This window comes from Actinosynnema sp. NPDC050801 (assembly GCF_040673975.1).
In the GTDB taxonomy this organism is placed as follows: domain Bacteria; phylum Actinomycetota; class Actinomycetes; order Mycobacteriales; family Pseudonocardiaceae; genus Actinosynnema.
The window spans coordinates 353,715-378,326 of record NZ_JBFAQZ010000002.1 but is presented as its reverse complement, the minus strand read 5'-3'; the positions used below and the strand labels follow the sequence as shown (position 1 = coordinate 378,326).

Sequence of the window (24,612 nt, the reverse complement as noted above, 5' to 3'; positions counted from 1 at the left end):
ACGCGACGACTGGGGAGCTGGTTTGCGGTGACCACGACACACCCGATCGACACGGCCCTCCAGGCCGTGCACGCCCTGTTCGCCCGCCAAGCCGGGCGGACCCCCGACGCCACGGCACTGGTGAGCGGGCGGACCCGGGTGACCTACGGCGAGCTCGACGCCCGCGCCAACCGGCTGGCGCACCACCTCGTGGGCCTGGCCGTGCGGCCGGGTGACGTCGTCGGCGTGCGCCTGCCGCGCGGCGTGGAGCTGGTCGTCGCGGTGCTCGCCGTGCTGAAGGCGGGCGCGGCCTACACGGTCCTCGACCCGCGCTTCCCCGCCGCCCGGCTGGCCTCGGTGTGCGAGCGGGCCGACGTCACCGCGGTCATCGCCGCCGACGACGTGCTCGCCGGCGACCTCGCGGTCGTGGACCCCGCCGCGCCCGGGATCGCCGGACGGCCGTCCACCGCACCGGACGTCACCGTGGCTGCGGACGACGTCGCGTGCGTCATGTTCACCTCCGGCTCGACCGGCGAACCGAAGGGCGTCGTGGCGCCGCACCGGGCCCTGGTCGGCACCCTCACCGGCCAGGACTACGCCCGCTTCACCGCCGACGAGGTCTGGCTCCAGTGCTCCCCCGTCTCCTGGGACGCGTTCGCCCTGGAGCTGTTCGGCCCGCTGCTGCACGGCGCGACGTGCGTGTTGCAGGAGGGCGGGGCGCCCGACCCGGCGCTGATCGCCGACCTCGTCGCCGAGCACGGCGTCACGACCGCGCACTTCTCGGCCAGCCTGCTGAACTTCCTGCTCGACGAGCACCCCGGTGCGTTCGCGGGCCTGCGGGTGCTGATGACGGGCGGCGAGGCCGCGTCGACCCGGCACCTGGCGACGCTGCTGGACCTGCGCCCGGACCTCAGGGTCGTCAACGGCTACTCGCCGGTCGAAAACATGATCTTCACGCTGTGCCACGACGTCACCAGGGACGACGCGCGCGGCACGTCCATCCCGGTCGGCAGGCCGTTGGCGGGCAAGACCGCCGTGCTGCTCGGGCCGGACCTGCGCCCCGTCGCGGCCGGTGGGACCGGCGAGATCTACATGAGCGGCGGTCTGGCGCACGGCTACCTCAAGCAGCCGGGGCTCACCGCGCAGCGGTTCGTGGCCGACCCGGCGCGACCGGGTGGGCGCATGTACCGCACGGGCGACCTGGGCCGCCTGCGCGCGGACGGCGCGGTGGAGTTCCTGGGCCGTGCCGACGAGCAGGTCAAGATCCGGGGTTTCCGGGTGGAGCCGGGCGAGGTGCGGTCCGCGCTGACCGGGCACCCGGCGGTGCGGCAGGCGGCGGTCGTGGTCCGGGAGGACCGCCCCGGCGACAAGCGCCTGGTCGCCTACGCCGTCGCCGACGGCACCGCCACACCGCGGGAGCTGCGCGCCCACGTCGCCGGTCTGCTGCCCGAGCACCTGGTCCCCTCCGCCGTCGTGCTGCTCGACGTGCTGCCCCGCACGGCGACCGGCAAGCTCGACCGGGCCGCGCTCCCGGCACCCGCCGCCACCACGTCGGACGCGGCACCACGCACCGCGCACGAGGAGGTCCTGTGCGGCCTGTTCGCCGACGTGCTGGGCCTGCCCGCGGTCGGCGCCCTGGACGACTTCCTCGACCTCGGCGGGCACTCGCTGCTGGTCGCGACCCTGGTGAGCCGGGTGCGCGCCGCGCTGGGCGTGGAGCTGCGCATCGCCGACGTGTTCTCCGCGCGCACGCCCCGCGCGTTGGCCGCGGCGCTGCCGTCGGCCGCCGCGGCACGTCCCCCGTTGACCGCCACCGCCCGGCCCGACGTGCAGCCGCTGTCGTTCGCGCAGTCGCGGTTGTGGTTCCTCGACCAGGTCGAGGGCGGCGCGACCTACACCATCCCGGTGACCGTGCGGCTGCGCGGCGAGCTCCGCCCCGACGCCCTGCGCGCCGCCGTCGGCGACGTGGTGGCGCGGCACGAGTCGCTGCGCACCGTGTTCCCGGTCGTGGACGGCTCGCCGGTCCAGCGGATCCTCGACACCGCCGCGCCCACGTGGTCCGAGCACGCGTGCGCCGACCCGGACGAGCTGGTGCGGGTGCTGGCGGCCGAGCCGTTCGACCTCGCCGCCGAACCGCCGCTGCGCACCCACCTGCTGCGCCTGGCCGACGACGACCACGTGCTCCTGCTGGTGCTGCACCACATCGCGGGCGACGGCTGGTCGACCGCGCCGCTGCTGCGCGACCTGGCCGCCGCCTACCGCGCGCGCTCGGCCGGCACGACGCCCGACTGGCCCGCGCTGCCCGTGCAGTACGCGGACTACGCGCTGTGGGAGCAGGACTCCTGGAGCGAGTTCTGGCGCACCGCCCTGGCGGGCCTGCCGGAGGAGTCCAGCCCGCCGGCGGACCGTCCTCGACCGGCGATCCGGAGCACGCACGGCGACACCGTCCCGCTGGCGCTGGCCAGCGGGCCGCACGCCGCGCTGAAAGCCCTCGCCGGGCGGACCGGCAGCACCGTGTTCATGGTGCTGCACGCCGCCGTGGCCGCCCTGCTCACGCGCTTCGGCGCGGGCACCGACCTGGCCATCGGCACGCCGGTGGCGGGCCGCACCGACGAAGCCCTGGACGACCTTGTCGGGTTCTTCGTCAACACCCTCGTGCTGCGCACCGACACCTCCGGCGACCCCACCTTCACCGAACTCCTCACCCGAGTCCGCGACACCGACCTCGCCGCCTACGACCACCAGGACGTCCCCTTCGACCGACTCGTCGAGGAGCTCAACCCGACCCGATCGCTGTCCCGACACCCCCTCTTCCAGGTCATGCTGGTGCTGCAGAACACGCCACCGGTGACGGCCGACTTCGCCGGGTTGCGGGCCGAGCACCGGGTCGTGGACCTGGACGTGGCGAAGTTCGACCTCACCCTCGACCTCACCGAAACCGGCGACGGCATCGCCGGCACCCTCAAGTACGCGACCGACCTGTTCGACCGCGCCACCGCCGAGCGCTTCGCCACCGCGCTCACCCGCCTGCTGACGGCGGTCGCCGCCGCGCCCGACACCCCGATCACCGCGGTCGACCTGCTGGACGCCGACGAACGCGAACGGCTGTTGTCCACGTGGAACGGCGCACCGGCGCGGGGTGACGACCGGCCCGCGCACGTCGTGTTCGCCGAACGGGCGCGGCGCACGCCCGACGCGGTGGCCCTGGTCGCGGACGGCACGCTCACCTACGCCGGGCTGGACGCGGCGGCGAACCGCCTGGCCCACCACCTGATCGACTCCGGCGTCACGCCGGGTGACGTGGTCGGTGTGCTGCTGGACCGGGACGCGACGCTGGTCACGGCGGTGCTGGCGGTGCTCAAGGCCGGCGCCGCGTACACCGTGCTGGACCCGAGGTTCCCGCTCGGCAGGCTCACCGCCGTCGCGGACCGGGCAGGTCTGCGCCACGTGGTGTCCACCGCGGACTTCCCCGGCGTGACGACCGTGAGCCCCACGGGGCACGACGCGCTGCCCGCCACCGCGCCGGACGTGGCCGTCCACCCGGACGACCTCGCGTGCGTCATGTTCACCTCCGGTTCCACCGGCGAGCCGAAGGGCGTCCTGTCGACCCACCGCGCGTTGGTGGGCACCCTCACCGGACAGGACTACGTCGAGTTCACCGCCGACGACGTGTGGCTCCAGTGCTCGCCGGTGTCGTGGGACGCGTTCGCGCTGGAGCTGTTCGGCCCGCTGCTGCACGGCGCGACGTGCGTCCTGCAACCCGGGCACGTCACCGACCCCGCCGTCATCGCGTGCCTGCTCACCGAGCACGCCGTGACCACCGCGCACTTCTCCGCGAGCCTGCTCAACCACCTCGTCGACGAGCACCCCGACGCCCTGCGCGGCGTCCGGCAGCTGATGACCGGCGGCGAACCCGCGTCCGTGGCCCACGTCGGCAGGCTGCTCGACACCCGCCCCGACCTGCGCCTGGTCAACGGTTACTCCCCCGTGGAGAACATGATCTTCACCCTGTGCCACGCGATCACCGCCGACGACACCGCCCTGGCGACGATCCCGGTCGGCTCGCCGATCGCGGGCAAACGCGTGTACGTGCTCGACCACCGGCTCAACCCTGTGCCCGTCGGCGTGCCCGGCGAGGCGTACATGACCGGCGGGCTCGCCCACGGCTACCTCGGCGCACCCGGACTCACCGCCGAACGGTTCATCGCCGACCCGTTCGGGTCCGGTGGACGCATGTACCGCACCGGCGACCTCGTCGCCTGGCGCGCCGACGGCACCCTGGACTTCCTCGGCCGCGCCGACGACCAGGTCAAGATCCGCGGCTTCCGGGTCGAGCCCGCCGAGGTCCGCACGGCCGTCGAGCGGCACCCCGGCGTGCGGCAGAGCGCGGTGGTGGTGCGGGAGGACCGGCCCGGCGACAAGCAGCTCGTGGCGTACGTGGTGCCCGAGCCCGGCGCCGCACCCGACCCGGTGGCCCTGCGCGCCCACGTCACCGACCTCCTGCCCGAGCACCTCAGGCCCGCGGCGTACGTGCTGGTGGAGTTACTCCCCCTGACGCCGAACGGAAAGTTGGACCGGGCGGCGCTGCCCGCGCCGGACCAGGTGGTCGTGAGCCGGCGTGCCGCCCGCGGTGCCCGCGAGGAGATCCTGTGCGGTCTGTACGCCGACGTGCTCGGCGTCGAGGCGGGTCCGGAGGACGACTTCTTCGCGCTCGGTGGCCACTCGCTGCTGGCGGCGAAGCTCACCGCCCGGGTGCGTGCGGCGTTCGGCGTGGAGATCGGGGTGCGGGACGTGTTCGCCGCGCCCGTGGTCGCCGACCTGGCGCTCCGCCTGGACGGCGCGTCCACCGCCCGGCCCGCGCTGGTCGCCGGTGAGCGATCCGAACACCCGCCGCTGTCGCCGGCACAGGCCCGCCTGTGGTTCCTGGACCAGGTCGACGGCGGCACGACGTACAACGTGCAGTTCGCCGCCCGCGTCACCGGACCGGTGGACGTCGACGCGCTGGACCGCGCCGTCACCGACGTGGTCCGGCGGCACGAGCCGTTGCGCACGGTGTACCCGGTCCTCGACGGCGAGCCGTACCAGCACGTGCTGCCCGAGGACGCCGTCACGTCCGTGCTGACCGTGCACGAGGTCGAGGAGGTGGACCCGGTGGTGCGGGCCGGGTCCGGCCACCGGTTCGACCTCGCGGCACGCCCGCCGATCCGAGTGCACCTGCTGAGCACCGGCGCGCAGGACCACGTGCTGCTGGTGACGCTGCACCACATCGCGGGCGACGGCTGGTCGTTGCGCCCGATGCTGGACGACCTCGCCACCGCCTACACCGCACGCCTCACCGGCGCGGCACCCGACTGGACGCCCCTGCCGGTGGCCTACGTGGACTACGCGCGGTGGCAGCGCGACCTGCTCGGTGACGCCGACGACCCGAGGTCCCGCCTGGCGCGCGACCTCGCGCACTGGCGCAGCGCGCTCGCCGACCTGCCGGAAGGGCTCGACCTGCGCACCGACCACCCCCGACCGGCCGTGCCGAGCCACCGGGGCGAGTCCCTGCCGCTGCACGTGCCCGCCCGCGTCCACCACGAGCTGGCCGACCTGGCCCGCGCGCACGGCGTGACGCTGTTCATGGTGCTGCAAGCGGCGTTCGCCGCCCTGCTGACCAGGATGGGCGCGGGCACGGACATCCCGATCGGCACGCCCGTCGCGGGACGCCAGGACGAGGCCCTGGACGACCTGGTCGGTTTCTTCGTCAACACCCTCGTGCTGCGCACCGACACCTCCGGCGACCCCACGTTCCGCGAACTGCTGGCCCGAGTCCGGGAAACCGACCTCGCCGCCTACGACCACCAGGACGTGCCGTTCGACCGGCTGGTCGAGGAGCTGAACCCGGTGCGCAGCCCCGCCCGGCACCCGCTGTTCCAGGTCATGGTGGTGCTGCAGAACAACGCGGACGCGGCCGTGGACCTGGCCGGCGCGACGTGCGTGCCGGAGCCGGTGCCGAACACGGCCGCGAAGTTCGACCTGACGCTGGCCGCGACCGAGACGGCGGACGGGATCGGCGGGTACTTGGAGTACGCCGTCGACCTGTTCGACCGCGACTCCGCCGAACGCCTCCTCGACCGCTTCACGTGGCTGCTGGCCGACGTCGCGGCCGACCCGGACCGCGCGATCGGCTCGATCGACCTGCTGACCTCGGCGGAGCGGCACGACGTGCTGGTGGCGTGGAACGACGGCGGACCCGCCTCACCCGCCACGACGGCCCACGCGCTGGTCGCCGACCGGGCACGGCTCACCCCGGACGCCACGGCCCTGGTCTGCGGCGCGGAGCGGGTCACCTACGCCGAGCTGGTCGACCGGGCCAACCGGTTGGCGCACCACCTGGTCGCCTCCGGGGTCCGGCCCGGCCAGGTGGTCGGCGTCCTGCTCGAACGCGGCCCCGACCTGGTCGTCGCGGTGCTGGCCGCACTGGGCGCGGGTGCGGGCTGCACGATGCTCGACCCGAGGTTCCCGGCCGACCGGCTCCGGGCCGTGGTGGCGCGCACCGTCGCGCCGGTCGTCGTGACGAGCACCGACCTGGCCGGGGTGGTGGACGCCCCGACGCTCCTGGTCGACGCCGAGGCCGACGTGATCGCGACCCGTCCCGGCTCGGCACCGGTCATCGCGGTCGCACCCGCCGACGTGGCGTTCGTGATGTTCACGTCCGGTTCGACCGGCGAGCCGAAGGGCGTCCTGGCCACGCACGAGGCGTTGGTGGGCACCCTCACCGGCCAGCGCTACGTCGACTTCACCGCCGACGAGGTGTGGTTGCAGTGCTCACCGGTGTCGTGGGACGCATTCGCGCTGGAGCTGTTCGGCCCGCTGCTGCACGGCGCGACGTGCGTCCTGCAACCCGGCCACGTGACCGACCCGGCGGTCGTCGCGGACCTGCTCACCGCGCATGACGTGACCACCGCGCACCTGTCCGCGAGCCTGCTCAACCACCTGCTCGACGAGCACCCCGACGCCCTGCGCGGCGTCCGGCAGCTGATGACCGGCGGCGAACCCGCGTCCGTGGCCCACGTTCGGGCGCTGCTGGCCGACCGCCCCGACCTGCGCCTGGTCAACGGCTACTCCCCCGTCGAGAACATGATCTTCACGCTGTGCCACGAGATCCGGCCCGAGGACACCCACCGCGCCGTCATCCCGGTCGGCTCGCCGATCGCGGGCAAGCGCGTGTACGTGCTGGACCACCGGCTCGCTCCTGTGCCCGTCGGCGTGCCCGGCGAGGTCTACATGACCGGCGGCCTCGCCCACGGCTACCTCGGCGCACCCGGACTCACCGCGGAACGCTTCGTCGCCGACCCGTTCGGGTCCGGTGGACGCATGTACCGCACCGGCGACCTCGTCGCCTGGCGCGCCGACGGCACCCTGGACTTCCTCGGCCGCGCCGACGACCAGGTCAAGATCCGCGGCTTCCGGGTCGAGCCCGCCGAGGTCCGCGCCGTGCTCACCGCGCACCCCGGTGTGGTGGACGCCGTCGTGGTCGTCCGCGAGGACCGGCCCGGCGACAAGCGGCTCGTCGCGTACGTGGTGGCGCCCGGCACGCCGGTGGCGGACGTGCGGGCGCACACGGCGGCGGCGCTGCCGGACCACCTGCGCCCGTCCGCGTACGTGCCGCTGGACGCGCTGCCGCTGACACCGAACGGCAAGCTCGACCGGGCCGCGCTGCCCGTGCCCGCGGCGGCTCCGTCCGCACGCCGACGGCCCCGCACCGCGCGCGAGCAGATCGTCGTCGCCCTGTTCGCCGACGTGCTGGGCCTTGCCGAGGACCGGGTGGGCCTGGACGACGGGTTCTTCGACCTCGGCGGGCACTCCCTGCTGGCGGCGAAGCTGGTGAGCCGCGTCCGCGGCGCGCTCGACGCGGAGCTGGGCATCCGCGACCTGTTCGACGCGCCGACGCCGGCCGCCCTGGCCGACCGGCTGGGCTCGGCCCGCGCCGCACGCACCCCGCTGCGGCCGATGGACCGTCCCGAGTGGATCCCGCTGTCCCCGGCGCAGGCACGGCTGTGGTTCGTGGACCAGTTGCGCGGCCCGAACCCCGCCTACAACGTCGCGCACACCGTAGGCCTGCGCGGTGACCTCGACGTGGACGCCCTGCGTACCGCGCTGACCGACGTGGTCGGCAGGCACGAGGCGTTGCGGACCGTGTTCCCGTCGGTCGACGGCGAGCCGCGGCAGGTGGTACTGCCCGCGGGCGAGGTCGAGCTGCCGGTGCACGAGCCGTCCACCGTGGACGGGGCATGGGCGCGGGAGGCGTTCGACCTCACCGCCGAACCGCCGATGCGTGCGTCGTTGCTCCGCCTCGCCGCCGACCACCACGTGCTCCTGCTGGTGCTGCACCACATCGCGGGCGACGGCTGGTCGATGGGACCGCTGCTGCGCGACCTCACCGACGCCTACACCGCCCGCCGAGCCGGAACCGCACCCGACTGGACGCCACTGCCCGTCCACTACGCCGACTACACGCTCTGGCAACGCGAACTGCTCGGCGAGGCAGGCGACGCGCAGCTGGAGTTCTGGCGGCAGGCGCTCCGGGACCTGCCGCACCAGGTGCCGCTGCCGCTGGACCACCCGCGCACGGCCGAGGGCGGCGCCGGCGGGCTGGTGGACGTGCGGTGGGACGCGGACCTGCACCGGGCGCTGCTGGACCTCGCGCGACGCCACGGCGCGACCTTGTTCATGGTGCTGCAAGCCGCGTTCGCGGTCGTGTTGACGCGGATGGGCGCGGGCACCGACGTGCCGTTGGGCGCTCCGGTCGCCGGTCGCACCGACGAAGCACTGGACGACCTGGTCGGCTTCTTCGTCAACACCCTCGTGCTGCGCACCGACACCTCCGGCGACCCCACCTTCACCGAACTCCTCACCCGAGTCCGCGACACCGACCTCGCCGCGTTCGACCACCAGGACATCCCGTTCGACCGGCTGGTCGAGGAGCTGAACCCGGTGCGCACGCCGGGCACGCACCCGCTGTTCCAGGTCGCGTTCGCGGTGCAGAACAACGCGGGCGCCCGGCCCGGGCTGCCCGGTCTGGACGTGGAGGTCACGCCGGTCGACACCGGGGCGGCCAAGTTCGACCTCACGCTGAGCCTCGGCGAGGAGTACGAGAACGGCACGCCGGCGGGCGTGGTGGGCGGCCTGGAGTACGCCGCCGACCTGTTCGAGCGCCGCACCGCGACCACGCTCGTGGACCGGCTGGCGGCCGTGCTCCGGGCCGCGGCCGCCGACCCGGGCGTCCGGATCGGGCAACTCGACGTCCTCACCCCGGCCGAACGGGAGTTCCTGGCCGCCGGCTCGCCGAGCGGGCCGGCGCGGGTCGTGGACCACCGCACGGCGCACGAAGTGGTGGCCGCGCACGCGAAAGCCACGCCGGACGCCACCGCCCTCGTCTTCGACGGCACCCGCACCACCTACCGCGAGCTGGACGCGGCGGCCAACCGGCTCGCCCACCACCTGCTCGACTCCGGGGTCCGCCCCGGCGACCTCGTCGGCGTGCTGCTCGACCGGGGGACCGAGCTGGTCGTCACGGTCCTCGCGGTGCTCAAGTCCGGGGCCGCGTTCACCCTGCTCGACCCCGGTGTCCCGGACCAGCGGGTGGCCGCGGTCCTGCGCGCCGCCGACGCGGTCGCGGTCGTGACCGACGCGGCCGGCCTGACCCGCCTGGACGGCGCGTACCGGATGCTGGACATCGCGACGGACGTGGGCGCACGACCCGACCACGCGCCGGCGGTCGACGTCGACCCCGCCGCGGCGGCCTGCGTCATCTTCACCTCGGGCTCCACCGGCAAGCCCAAGGGCGTGCTCGCGCCGCACGGCGCGGTGGTGCGCACGCTCGTGGGGCAGGGCTTCTTCGACGGCTCGCCGGGGCACGTGTGGTTGCAGAGCGCCCCGCTGCCGTGGGACGGCTTCGTGCTGGAGCTGTTCGGCGCGCTGCTGTCCGGCGCCACGTGCGTGCTGCAACCCGGCCAGGTGCCCGAGCCCGCGCGGATCGCCGACCTGGTCGCCGAGCACGGCGTGACCACGGCGTTCCTGTCCGCCAGCCTGCTCAACTACATGCTGGACGAGCACCCCGGCGTGTTCGACGTGCTGCGGGTCGTCATGACCGGCGGCGAGGCCGCGTCCGCGCCGCACCTGACCAGGCTGCTGCGCGACCACCCCGGCGTCCGCGTGGTCAACGGCTACGGGCCGGCCGAGCACATGGTCTACACGAGCTTCCACGACGTGCGACCGGAGGACGCCGACGGGCCGGTGCCGATCGGCACCGCGTTGGCCGACAAGCGGTCCTACGTGCTGGACGACCGCCTCCGCCTCGTCCCGCCCGGCGTCCCCGGCGAGCTGTACGTCACCGGGGCCGGTTCCGCCCACGGCTACGCGGGCGAACCGGGCCTGACCGCCGAGCGGTTCGTCGCCTGCCCCTTCGAACCGGGTCGGCGCATGTACCGCACCGGTGACCTGGTGAAGTGGCAGGCCGTCGACGGGGCCGACGACCGGACGTGGTCGGGGGTCCTGCACTTCGTGGGCCGCGCCGACGACCAGGTCAAGATCCGCGGCTTCCGGATCGAGCCCGGCGAGGTGCGGGCCGCCCTGGACGGCCACCCCGGCGTGCGGCGCAGCGCGGTCGTGGTCCGCGAGGACCGGCCCGGCGACAAGCGGCTCGTCGCCTACGTCGTGCCCGAGGCCGGCGCCGCGGTCGACCCGGCCGAGCTGGCGGCCCACGCGGCGGCGGTGCTGCCGAGCCACCTGCGGCCCGCCGCGTACGTGTTGCTCGACCGCATCCCGCTCAACGCCAACGGCAAGCTCGACCGGGCCGCGCTGCCGGTGCCCGCGGTGACCTCCGGCGTCGGCGGGCGCGCGCCGCGCACACCCCGCGAGACGATCATGGTCGGGCTGTTCGCCGACGTGCTCGGCCTGACGGCGGACCAGGTGGGCGTCGACGACGACTTCTTCGCGCTCGGCGGGCACTCGTTGCTGGCCGCGAAGCTGGTGGGCCGCGTGCGGACCGCGCTCGACGCGGAACTCGCGATCCGCGACCTGTTCGACGCGCCGACACCGGCGGGGCTGTGCGGCCGGCTGGACCGGGTCGCCGACCGCCTGGCGCTGACGCCCGCGCCGAGGCCGGACGAGGTCCCGCTGTCGTACGCGCAGGCCCGGCTGTGGTTCATCGACCAGCTGGAGGGCTCGGGCGCGTCGTACAACGTGCCGCACACCGTGCGACTGCGCGGGTCGCTCGACGTCACGGCGCTGCACGCGGCGCTGACCGACGTGGTGCGGCGGCACGAATCGCTGCGCACGGTGTTCCCGTCGATCGACGGCGTGCCGCAGCAGGTCGTGCGGCCCGCGTCGGACGTGGCCCTGCCGCTGCCGGTGCTCGTCGTCGCCGAGTCCGAGGTGGACGTCGCGGTGCCCGCGGCGGCGCGGGAGGCGTTCGACCTGACCGCGGAGCTGCCGGTGCGGGCGCTGCTGCTGCGGATCGCCGAGGACGACCACGTGCTCCTGCTGGTGCTGCACCACATCGCGGGCGACGGCTGGTCGATGGGGCCGCTGCTGGGCGACCTGACCGACGCCTACACGGCCCGGTTGGACGGCCGTGCCCCCGACTGGGCTCCCCTGCCCGTGCAGTACGCCGACTACACGCTGTGGCAGCGGGAGCTGCTCGGCGACCCGGACGACCCGACCAGCCCGCTGGCCCGGCAGCTGCGGTTCTGGCGGCAGGCGCTGGCCGGCGTGCCCGACGAGCTGCCGCTGCCCGTCGACCGGGCCCGCCCGGCGACCGCGTCGGGCCGGGGCGAGTCGGTGCCGGTGGAGTTGGACGCGCGCCTGCACCGGGCCCTGCTCGACCTGGCCCGCACCACCGGCACCACGCCGTTCATGGTGCTCCAGGCCGGGTTCGCGGCCCTGCTGACCCGCCTGGGCGCGGGCACCGACGTGCCCGCGGGCTCACCGGTGGCGGGCCGCACGGACGAGGCCCTGGACGAGCTGGTCGGGTTTTTCGTCAACACCCTGGTGCTGCGCACCGACACCTCCGGCGACCCCACGTTCCGCGAACTGCTGGCCCGGGTCCGCGAAGCCGACCTCGCCGCCTACGACCACCAGGACATCCCCTTCGACCGACTCGTCGAAGAGCTCAACCCGACCCGATCGCTGTCCCGACACCCCCTGTTCCAGGTCATGCTGGTGCTGCAGAACAACAGCGCGGCACTGGTCGAGATGCCCGGCCTGACCGCCGAGGTCGCGCCGGTGGACACGGCGAGCGCGAAGTTCGACCTGACCCTCGGGCTGCGCGAGGAGCACGACGGCGCGGGCGCGCCCGCGGGCATCACCGGCAGCCTGGAGTTCGCCACCGACCTGTTCGACCGCAGCACGGCCGTCGCCCTCGCCACACGTCTGACCAGGATGTTCGCCGCGGTCATCGCGGACCCGGACACCCGGATCAGCCAACCGGACCTGCTGGACCGCCAGGAGCGGCGTGGTCTGCTGACCGCCTGGACGGACACCTACGCCGACGCGCCCGTGGACCGCTGCGCCCACGAGCTGGTCGCGGCGCAGGCCGAGCGGACGCCGGACGCGGTGGCGCTGGTCCACGGCGACCACCGGGTCACCTACCGGGAGCTGGTGGACCGGGCCAACCGGCTGGCCCACGAGTTGACCGCACGGGGCGTGCGGGCCGGGCAGGTCGTCGGCGTGCTGCTGGACCGGGACGTGGACCTGGTGGTCGCCGTGCTCGGCGTGCTCACCGCGGGCGCCGGGTACACGGCGCTCGACCTGAGGTTCCCGCGCAAGCGGCTGGCCGAGCTCGTCGGCCGCACCGGCACGCCGCTGGTCGTCACCTCGACGTCGCTGGCCGACCGGCTGCCGGAGGTGCCCGCGCTCGTCGTGGACGACCCCGGCACCGCCGCCCGCGTCGCCGGTCACCCGGCGGCCTCGCCGGGCGTCGCGGTGTCACCCGAGGACGTCGCGTGCGTCATGTTCACCTCGGGCTCGACCGGCGTGCCCAAGGGCGTCGTGGCGCCGCACCGCGCGCTCGTCGGCACCCTGCTCAGCCAGGAGTACGTCGACTTCTCCCCCGACCACGTGTGGTTGCAGTGCTCCCCGGTGTCGTGGGACGCGTTCGCCCTGGAGCTGTTCGGCCCGCTGCTCGCGGGCGCGACGTGCGTGCTGCAACCCGGCCCGACACCGGAGCCCGCGGTGATCGGCGTGCTGGTGGCGCGGCACCGGATCACCACCGTGCACCTGTCGGCGAGCCTGCTCAACCACCTGCTCGACGAGTACCCGACCGCGTTGGCCGGGGTGCGGCAGATCATGACCGGCGGCGAGCCGGCGTCCGTGGCGCACCTGCGCAAGCTGCTGGACCGCCACCCCGGCGTGCGGTTGGTCAACGGCTACTCGCCGGTGGAGAACATGATCTTCACGGTGTGCCACCAAGTGCGCCTGGAGGACACCGACCTGCCGTCGATCCCGGTGGGCCGGCCGATCGTGAACAAGGGCTTCTACGTGCTGGACGCCCACCTGAACCTGCTGCCGCCCGGTGTGGTCGGCGAGCTCTACATGACCGGTGTCGGCCTGGCCCGGGGCTACCTGGGCGCGCCGGGGCAGACCGCCGAGCGGTTCGTCGCCTGCCCGCACGGCGAGCCCGGCGAGCGCATGTACCGCACGGGCGACCTGGTGCGGTGGCTGGCCGTCGGCGGGGCCGACGACCCGTCGGGTCCGGGGGTCCTGCACTTCCTCGGCCGGGCCGACGACCAGATCAAGATCCGCGGGTTCCGGGTGGAGCCGGGCGAGGTGTCCAACGCGCTGACCCACCACCCGACCGTGCGGCAGGCGGCCGTCGTGGTCCGCGAGGACCGGCCCGGCGACAAGCGCCTGGTGGCGTACGTGGTGGCCGAACCGGGTGCGGAGCCGGACCCGGCGTCGCTGCGGGCGCACGCCGAAGAGCACCTGCCCGAGCACATGCGGCCCAGCGCGTACGTGCGGATGGACGTCCTGCCGCGCAACGCCAACGGCAAGCTCGACCGCGCCGCCCTGCCACCGCCCGACTACCTCGACCGGCCCGCCGGGCGCACCCCGGCGACACCGCGTGAAGAGGTCATGTGCGCGCTGTTCGCCGAGGTGCTCGGCCTGGACGGCGAGGTGGGCGCGGATGACGACTTCTTCGCCCTGGGCGGGCACTCGCTGCTGGTGACCCGGCTGATCAGCCGGGTGCGGACGGCCTTCGGCGCCGAGCTGTCCATCAAGTCCGTGTTCGAGCACCGCACGGTGGCCGCGCTCGCCGAGCGCCTGGGCCACGCGGAACAGGCCCGCCCCGCGCTGCGGCGCCGGGTCCGCCCGGAGGAGGTCAAGTGAGCGCGCCGAGCATCCCCCTGTCGTTCACCCAGCGGCGACTGTGGTTCCTCAGCCGGGCCGAGCCCGGCGCCACCTACAACATCCCGGTGGCCCTGCGGCTGCGCGGTGACGTGGACGTCGCCGCCCTGCGTGCCGCGGTGGAAGACGTGGTGGCACGGCACGAGGTGCTGCGCACGGCGTACCCGGAGGTGGACGGGCAGCCGTGCCAGGACATCCGGCCCGCCTCGTCGGGGCGGACGACGGGCACCGCGCCTGCGCGATCGACGGGCACGGCGCCATCGACGGGCACGGCGCCGGTGGAGCTGCCGGTGACCGTCGTGCCGGCGGACGGGCTGACCTCCGCGCTGGAGGACGCGGCGCGGCACGTGTTCGACCTGACCGCCGCACCACCGGTGCTCGTCCGGCTGTTCCGGGTGGACGGTGCCGCCGAACACGTGCTGCTGGTGCTGCTGCACCACATCGCGGGTGACGGCGGGTCGACCGGGCCGCTCACGCGCGACCTGGAGACCGCCTACGCGGCCCGCCTCGACGGGCGCGCGCCGGAGTTCCCCGAGCTGCCGGTGCAGTACGCGGACTACACCTACTGGCAGCGGGACGTGCTGGGCGACCCCGACGACCCGGACAGCCGGTTCGCCCGGCAGGTGGAGCACTGGGCCCGGGCGTTGGCGGACCTGCCGGTGGAGGTGGGCTTCCCGGCCGACCGGGCACGTCCGGCGACGGCCGGGCACCGGGGCGACTCGGTGCCCCTGGAGGTGCCCGCGTCCGTGCACCGCGCCCTCACCGAACTGGCCGCCGACACCGGGGCCACGCTGTTCATGGTGGCGCAGGCGGCGGTGGCCGCGTTGATCACGCGGCACGGCGGCGGCGTGGACGTCCCCCTCGGCACGGCGGTCGCGGGCCGCACCGACGAGGCACTGGACGACCTGGTCGGCTTCTTCGTCAACACCCTGGTGCTGCGCACCGACACCTCCGGCGACCCCACGTTCGCCGAACTCGTCGCCAGGGTCCGCGACACGGGCCTGACCGCGTACTCGAACCAGGACGTGCCGTTCGAGCGGGTGGTGGAGGAGCTGAACCCGCCGCGCTCGCTGTCCCGGCACCCGCTGTTCCAGGTGATGCTGGTCCACGGCACCGAGAACGCCTCCGGTCCGACCGGGACGTTCGAACCGGTGTCCCTGGGCACCGGCGCGGTGAAGTTCGACATGACCATCGGGTTCCGCGAGCGGCCCGACGCGGGCGGCCTGCGGATCGACTGGGACTACTCGGTCGACCTGTTCGACCGGCCCACCGTGGCCGCGTTCGGCCGGCGGCTCGTCCGGCTGCTGGAGGCCGCGGCCGCCGACCCCGGCGCCCGGATCGGCACGCTGCCCCTGCTGCACGACGACGAACGCGCCGCGCTGACCGACCCCGGTCGTGGGCACCTCGACGCCACCGTGCACGAGCTGGTCGCCGCACGGGCCGCCGCGACACCGGAGAAGACGGCGCTCGTCCACGACGGCGGGCGCGTCACGTACGCCGAACTGGACCGGTGGGCCAACCGGATCGCGCACCGGGTGCCTGCCGGCGCGGTGGTCGGCGTGCACCTCGACCGGGGGCCGGCGCTGGTCGCCGCGCTGCTCGGCGTGCTCAAGGCCGGGAGCTGCTACACCCTGCTGGACACCGCGTTCCCGACCGACCGGCTGCGCGAGGTCGTCCGACGAGCCGGTGCCACCGTGGTCGTCGGCACGCCGCTCGACGGTGTCGAAGCCCGGTTCGTGGATCCCTGTGCGATCGGCCCCGACCACGCGCCCGCCGTGGAGGTCTCGCCCGGGTCGCCCGCCGCCGTCATGTTCACCTCGGGCTCCACCGGCGAGCCGAAGGGCGTGCTGGCGCCGCACCGCGCGCTGGTCGCGACGCTCACCGGGCAGCACTACGCGGAGTTCGACGCCGACCAGGTGTGGTTGCAGGCCGCGCCGGTGTCGTGGGACGCGTTCGCCACCGAACTGCTGGGGGCGCTCCTGCACGGCGGCACGTGCGTGCTGCACCCGGCCGGACCGCCCGATCCGGCCGACATCGCGCGGCTGGTGGTCGAGCACGGCGTCACCGTGTTCAAGGCCTCCGCCAGCCTGTTCAACCACGTGCTGGACGAGCACCCCGAGGTGTTCGCCACCGTGCGCCGAGCAATGACCGGTGGCGAGGCCGCGTCGCGGTCGCACGCGGCGAAGGCCCTGGCCGACCACCCGCACGTGCGGCTGACCAACGGTTACGGCCCCGCCGAGAGCATGGGCTACAGCACGGCGCACGAGATCACCGACGCCGACCTGTCCGCGCGGTCCGTGCCGATCGGGCGGCCGGTCGGCGGCAAGCACGGCTACGTGCTGGACGGGCGGCTGGAGCTGGTGCCGCCCGGCGGTGTCGGCGAGCTGCACCTGGCCGGCGCGGGCCTCGCGCACGGCTACCTGGGCGCGCCGGCCGCGACCGCCGAGCGGTTCGTCGCGGACCCGTTCCGGGTGGGACGGCGGATGTACCGCACGGGCGACCTGGTGCGGCTGCGGCACGACGGCGTGCTGGAGTACGTGGGCCGGGCCGACGACCAGGTGAAGCTGCGCGGGTTCCGGGTGGAGCCTGCCGAGGTGCGGGCCGCCGTCGACCGGCACCCCGGCGTGCGGCAGAGCGCCGTGGTGGTGCGCGAGGACCGGCTGGTCGCCTACGTGGTCGGCGACGTGACTCCCGCCGAGGTGCGCGATCACGTGATGGCGCTGCTGCCCGAGCACCTGGTGCCGTCGGCCGTGGTCGTGCTGGACGAGCTGCCGCGCACGCCGAACGGCAAGCTGGACCGCCGCGCGCTGCCCGCACCCTCGCCCGCGGCGGGTGACGGTGAGCCGCGCACACCGCAGGAAGAGATCCTGTGCGGGTTGTTCGCGCAGGTGCTCGCCCTGCCGGCGGTGGGCGCGGAGGACGACTTCTTCGCGCTGGGCGGGCACTCGCTGCTCGCCACCCGGCTGGTGAGCCGGGTGCGCGGCGCGTTGGGCGCGGAGCTCGGCATCCGGGACCTGTTCACCGCGCCGACGCCGCGTGGCCTCGCCTCCCGCCTCACGACCGGTTCCACCCGGCCTCCGCTGCGTCCCGCCGACCGCCCCGACCCGCTGCCGCTGTCGTTCGCGCAGCAACGCCTGTGGGTGCTGCACCAGCTGGGTTCGGCGGCCTACAACTCGCCGTGGGCGCTGCGGCTGCGCGGCGACCTGGACGTGACCGCGCTGCGCGCCGCCCTCGCCGACGTGGTGGCACGGCACGAATCGCTGCGCACGGTGTTCCCGCAGGTGGACGGCGAACCGGTGCAGCGGGTCCTGGACACGGCGGCGGAGTTGACCGTGGTGTCCGGACCGGCCGCCGACGGTGTGGAAGCGACCGTGGCGGAGCTGTCGTCGCACGCGTTCGACCTCGCCGCGGAACCCCCGCTGCGCGCGCACCTGCTCGTGGTCTCGCCGATGGAGCACGTGCTCGTGCTGGTGCTGCACCACATCGCCAGCGACGGCTGGTCCAAGGCGCCGCTGCTGCGCGACCTCGCCACCGCCTACGGCGCCCGGGTCGGCGGTGACGCGCCCGACTGGGCGCCGCTGCCGGTGCAGTACGCGGACTACGCGCTGTGGCAACGGGAACTGCTCGGCGACCAGGACGACCCGGACAGCCTCGTCTCCACCCAGCTCGCGTTCTGGCGCGACGCGCTCGCCGGCCTGCCCGAGCAGCTCGACCTGCCCGCGGACCGGCCCCGGCCGGCGGTGCCGTCCGGGCGTGGCGGCCTGGTGGCGGCCGAGTTCGGGACCGCCACCCGGGACGCGGTGCGGGCGCTGGCCGACGCGACCGGCAGCACGACGTCCATGGTGCTGCACGCCGCCCTCGCCGCCCTGCTGACCCGGTTGGGCGCGGGCACCGACATCCCGATCGGCTCGCCCGTGGCGGGCCGCACGGACGAGGCGCTGGACGACGCGGTCGGCTTCTTCGTCAACACCCTCGTGCTGCGCGCCGACACCTCCGGCGACCCCGCGTTCGGCGAGCTGCTGGCCCGGGTGCGTGCCGCCGACCTGGCCGCCTACGACCACCAGGACGTGCCGTTCGAGCGGGTCGTGGAGGAGCTGAACCCGACGCGCTCGCTGTCGCGGCACCCGCTGTTCCAGGTGACCCTGGTCGTGCAGAACAACGCGGGTGGCGGTGGGTCGTCCCTGCCCGGGCTGGCCGTCGAACCCGTGTCGGCGTGGACCCCCACGGCCAAGTTCGACCTGGTGCTGGCGGTCACCGAGCACGACGGCGGGCTGACCGCGAACTTGGAGTACGCCGTCGACCTGTTCGACGACGACACCGCCCGCGCGCTGGTGGCGCGGCTGGAGCGGCTGCTCGCCACCGCCGACCCCGCCACCCGGCTGAGCGACCTCGACGTCCTCGTGCCCGGTGAGCGGGACCGGGTGCTCACGGACTGGAACGACACCGCGGTCCCGGTGGACGGGTGGTCGTCGGTGCCGGCGCAGGTGTCGCGGTGGGTGCGGGAGACGCCGAACGCCCCGGCGGTCGGGGCCATGACGTTCGCCGAGCTCGACGTGGCGGCGAACCGGGTGGCGCACCGGCTGCTCGCGCTGGGCGTGCGGCACGGCTCGGTGGTCGGTGTGTGCCTGCGCCGCTCCCCCGCCGGGATCGCCGCGCTGCTGGGCGTCCTGCGGACCGGCGCCGCCTACCTGCCGCTGGACCCCGACTACCCGGCCGAGCGGCTGGCGCACATGCTCGCCGACTCCGCCGCGCCCGTGGTGGTGACCGAGCGGGCGTTGCGGGGCCGCGTGACGGGGCCTGCCGCGGTGTGCCTGGAGGACCTGCCGGACGCGCCGGCCGTGGACGTGCCCGTGCGGGCGGACGACGCCGCCTACGTGATCTACACGTCCGGCTCGACCGGTCGACCCAAGGGCGTCGTGGTGGACCACGGCGGGTTGGCCGACCTGTGCGCGTGGCACGTCCGCGAGTACGACGTCACCCCGGCCGACCGGACCGGGCAGGTCGCCGCGCAGGGCTTCGACGCGGCGGTCTGGGAGGTCTGGCCGCAGCTGACGGCGGGCGCGTCCGTGCACCTGCCGGACGACCACGTGCTGGCCGACGGCGACGCGCTGGTGGCCTGGATCGCCGAGACCGGTCTCACCACGTGCTTCCTGCCCACGCCCCGCCTGGAACTGGTGCTGGACGACCTGGCGGCGCGGCCGACCGCGCTGCGCGTCGTGCTCACCGGCGGTGACGCGCTGCGCCGCCGTCCACCGGCGCACACGCCGTTCCGGCTGGTCAACCACTACGGTCCGACGGAGTTCTCGGTCGTGGCGACGGCCGGTGACGTGCCGCCCGACGCGCGGACCGACGCCGGGCGCACCGATGCCGCACCGGCCGATGCCGCGTCGGCCGCGGTTGCAGCGGGCGCGGCCTCATCGGGCACGGTCGGGCGAGCGGAAGTCGGGCGGGCCGAGGGGGCACGAGCCGAGGTAGGCCGGGCAGAGGTCGCGCCGCCCATCGGCCGGCCGGTGGCCAACACCCGCGCCCTCGTGCTGGACGCCCGGTTGGCGCCGGTGCCCGTCGGCGTCGTGGGCGAGCTGTACCTGGCGGGCACGGGGCTGGCGCGCGGTTACCACGACCGCCCCGGCCTGACCGCCGAGCGGTTCACCGCGTGCCCGTTCGGCGCGCCGGGCGAGCGCATGTACCGGACCGGTGACCTGGTGCGGTGGAACGCGCGCGGTGAGCTGGAGTTCGCGGGCCGCGCCGACCACCAGGTGAAGCTGCGCGGGTTCCGCATCGAGCTGGGCGAGGTCGAGTCCGTGCTGGCCGGCCACCCGTCCGTGGCGCACGCGGCGGTCGTGGTCCGGGAGGACCGGCCGGGGTTGAAGACCCTCGTCGGGTACGTCGTGCCGCGCGGACCGCTGGACACCGGTCTCCTCCGCACGCACCTCGCGACCGTGCTGCCCGAACACATGGTGCCGACCGCGTTGGTGGTGCTCGACGCGCTCCCGTTGACGCCCAACGGCAAGCTCGACCGCCGCGCCCTGCCCGCACCGGAACTCGTCACCGGCCACCGCGCCCCGCGCACGCCGCGCGAGGAGATCCTGTGCGGGCTGTTCGCGGAGCTGCTGGGCGTGCCCGCGGTGGGGCCGGACGACGACTTCTTCGACCTGGGCGGACACTCGCTGCTGGCCACCCGACTCGTCAGCCGGGTGCGCACCGCCCTGAACGCGGAGCTGGCGGTCGCCGACCTGTTCACGCACCCCACGCCCGCTGGGCTGGACACGTGCCTGGACCGCGGCACGCCCGCCCGTCCCGCCCTCCGCCCGACCGAGCGGCCCGAGCTGGTGCCGCTGTCGTTCGCGCAGCGCCGCCTGTGGTTCGTCAACCGGCTGGACGAGCGGAACCCCAGCTACGCGGTGCCGGTCGCGCTGCGCCTGCGGGGGAACCTGGACGTAGCCGCCCTGCGGGCCGCGCTGGCCGACGTGGTCGACCGGCACGAGGCGTTGCGGACGGTGTTCCCGGAGGTCGGGGGCACGCCCCACCAGCAGGTCCGCCACGACGTCACGGCGCCGTTCACGCTGCTCGACCGCACCCCCGACGACCTGGACGCGGCGCTGCGCCGGATCGTCTCGACGCCGTTCGACCTGACCGCTGACCTGCCGCTGCGCACCGCCGTGGTGCGCCTGGCCGACGACGAGCACGTCCTCCTGCTGGTGCTGCACCACATCGCGGGCGACGGCTGGTCGATGGGACCGCTGCTGCGCGACCTGGCCGACGCCTACACCGCCCGCCGAGCCGGGGCCGCTCCCACCTGGACGCCGCTGCCCGTCCAGTACGCCGACTACGCGCTCTGGCAACGCGAACTGCTCGGCGACGAGGACGACCCGGACGAGCCGGACGGCGCGGGCAGGATCGGGTTCTGGGTCGACGCGTTGGCGGGCGTCCCCGACGAGCTGGAGCTGCCGGTCGACCGACCCCGGCCGGCGACGTCCGCGCAGAACGGCGGCCGGGTGCCGCTGGTGCTGGACGCCGACCTGCACCGCGCCGTGCTCGACCTGGCCCGGACCACCCGCACCACGCCGTTCATGGTGTTCCAGGCCGCGCTGGCGACGCTGTTGACGCGGGTCGGCGCGGGCGTCGACGTCCCGATCGGCACGCCGATCGCGGGCCGCACCGACGAAGCCCTGGACGACCTGGTCGGGTTCTTCGTCAACACCCTCGTACTGCGCACCGACACCTCCGGCGACCCCACCTTCACCGAACTCCTCACCCGGGTCCGCGACACCGACCTCGCCGCCTACGACCACCAGGACGTGCCGTTCGAACGGCTCGTGGAACGGCTCAACCCGCCCCGGTCGCTCACCCGGCACCCGCTGTGCCAGGTGCTGCTGACCCTGCAGAACACCGGTGAGGCGGCCCTGCGCCTGCCGGACCTGACCGTCGAACCGGTGGGCGTCACGTCCGGCACCACCGCGTTCGACCTGAGCGTCGGCCTGCGCGAGACCCGCGACGGCGACGGCGCGCCCGCCGGCGTCGAGGGCGTCCTCCTCTACCGGGAGGACCTGTTCGACGCCGGCACCGCGCGGTCGCTGGCCGACCGGCTGGTCCGCGTCCTGACCGCCGTCACCGAGGAGCCCGACCGCCGGCTGGGCGACGTGGACCTCCTCGACGACGACGAGCGCGAACGGGTCCTGGTGGCGTGGAACGACACCGCGCGGACCGTGCCGGACACGACGCTGCCCGCGTTGTTCACCGCCCAAGCCCGCCGAACGCCGGACGCCGTCGCCGTGATCGCCGAAGGACCGGGCGGCGTGCGGCAGGCGATCACCTACGCCGAGCTGGACGCCCGGGTCGAACGGCTCGCGGCGGCGCTGCACGCCAGGGGCGCGGCCCGCGAACGGGTGGTGGCCGTGGTGCTGCCCCGGTCGGTCGACCTGGTCGTCGCGCTGCACGCGGTGCACCGGGCGGGCGCGGCCTACCTGCCCGTGGACCCGGGCTACCCCGCCGACCGGGTGGCGTTCATGCTCGCCGACGCCGATCCCGTGCTGGTGCTCGACGCGGAGGCGTTGCGCGGCTTGGAGGACGAGCCCGTGCCCGGGGTGGCGCTGCCGGACGTGCGCGGCGGCGACCCGGCGTACGTCATCTACACCTCCGGCTCCACCGGCCGACCCAAGGGCGTGGTGGTCGAGCACACCGCGATCGTCAACCGGCTGCTGTGGATGCAGGACGAGTACCGGCTCACCCCGCGCGACCGCGTGCTGCAGAAGACGCCGTCGAGCTTCGACGTGTCGGTGTGGGAGTTCTTCTGGCCGTTCCAGGTGGGCGCGGCGCTGGTCGTGGCCCGCCCGGACGGGCACCGCGACCCCGCGTACCTGGCCGACCTGATCCGCCGCGAAGGCGTCACCACGGCGCACTTCGTGCCGTCGATGCTGGACGCCTTCGTCGCGCACCTGGAAGGGTCCGGCGAGCAGTGCGCCGACCTCGTGCGGGTGGTGTGCAGCGGCGAGGCGTTGCCGACGGCGCTGGCCCGCCGGTTCGCCGCGGTGTCCGACGCGGGGCTGCACAACCTGTACGGGCCGACGGAAGCCGCGGTGGACGTGACCGCGCACGCCGTGCACGGCAACGAGACCACCGCCACCGTCCCGATCGGACGTCCGGTGTGGAACACCGGCGTGCACGTGCTGGACGGGCGGTTGCGGCCCGTGCCGCCGGGGGTGCCCGGCGAGCTGTACCTGGCCGGCGTGCAGCTGGCCCGCGGCTACCACGCGCGGCCGGGGCTGACGGCGCAGCGGTTCGTCGCGTCGCCGTTCACGCCGGGCGCGCGGCTGTACCGGACCGGCGACGTCGTGCGGTGGTGCGGCGAGGGCGTGCTGGAGTACCTGTCGCGCGCCGACGACCAGGTGAAGATCCGCGGCCTGCGGATCGAACCGGACGAGATCGCCGCAGTCCTCCAGGACCACCCCGACGTCGTGCGCGCCGCCGTGGTGGCCCGTGAGCACGCACCCGGCGACCTGCGGCTCGTCGCCTACGTCGTGGCGGGCGACCGGGTGCCGGAGCAGTCCGAGCTGCGGGCGCACACCGCGTCGCGACTGCCCGAGCACATGGTGCCGTGGGCCGTGGTCGTCCTGGACGACATCCCGGTCGGCCCGAGCGGCAAGCTGGACCGCAAGGCGCTGCCCGCACCGGTCGCCCAGGTCGTCGGACGCGCGCCGTCCACACCCGTCGAGGAGGCGCTGGCGGCGTTGTTCGCCGAGGTGCTCGGCGTGCCCGCGGTGGGCGTGGACGACGGGTTCTTCGAGCTGGGCGGGCACTCCCTGCTGGCGACGCGGCTCGTGGCGCGGATCGGCGCCGAGTTCGGCGTGCGGCTGGGCGTGCGGGCGGTGTTCGAGGCGACCACGGTCGCCGCGATGGCACGACGGCTGCACGACGGGTCCGCCGAGGACGCGCCACCGGCCGTGCTGCTCCCGTTGCGCGCCAACGGTTCGGCCGCGCCGCTGTTCTGCGTGCACCCGGCGGCCGGTGTGGGCTGGGTGTACGCGGGCCTGCTGCCGCACCTGCCCGACCGGCCCGTGTACGCGTTGCAGGCCCGCGGCCTGTCCCAGCCCGAGGCACGGCCGACGAGCCTTCCCGAGATGGTCAAGGACTACCTGGACCAGGTGCGTGCCGTGCAGCCGACCGGGCCGTACCACCTGCTCGGCTGGTCGTTCGGCGCGGGCGTGGCGCACGCGATGGCCGCCGCCCTGCGCGAGGAGGGCGAACAGGTCGCCACGCTGGCGCTGCTGGACGGCTACCCGACCGCGCCCACCGGCGAGGTCCACTCCGCCCGCGACCCGCGGGTGCTGGCCGCCCTGCTGCGCTCCCTCGGCTACCCGGACGAGCCCGCCCCCGTGTCCGTGGCCGACTTCGCGGCACGTGTCGCGGACGGGCCGCTGGCCGACGTGGTGCCGGCACGGCTCGCCGACCTGGCCGAGGTGTTCGCCGACAACCTGACCCTGATGGGCGAGGGCACCACCGCCCGCTTCGACGGCGACGTGCTGTTCTTCGCCGCCACCGCAGACAAGACCGACCTGTCCCCCGTGCCTGCCGACTGGCGCGCGCACGTCACCGGCGACGTCGACGTGCACGCCGTCGGCTGCCGGCACGGCGACCTGACCCGACCCGGCCCGCTGGCCGCCGTCGGCGCGGTGCTCGCCGCCCACCTGGAAACCCGCCGCTGAAACCGATCCGCAACCCGGCCCGAGGACATCGAAACCCCGA

The 24,612-nt window shown here is 74.9% G+C and carries 2 protein-coding genes; both read left to right on the top strand.

From position 1 onward, the window contains the following. Positions 1 to 27: 27 nt before the first annotated feature. On the top strand, positions 28 to 14,352 hold the full coding sequence (locus AB0K14_RS06305; protein WP_364337579.1) for an amino acid adenylation domain-containing protein: 14,325 nt from the start codon (positions 28 to 30) through the stop codon (positions 14,350 to 14,352). Further along, positions 14,349 to 24,572, top strand: a complete 10,224-nt coding sequence (locus AB0K14_RS06300) for an amino acid adenylation domain-containing protein (RefSeq protein ID WP_360448120.1) — start codon at positions 14,349 to 14,351, stop codon at positions 24,570 to 24,572. The genes AB0K14_RS06305 and AB0K14_RS06300 overlap by 4 nt, the downstream gene beginning before the upstream one ends. The last annotated feature ends 40 nt before the right edge of the window (positions 24,573 to 24,612 follow it).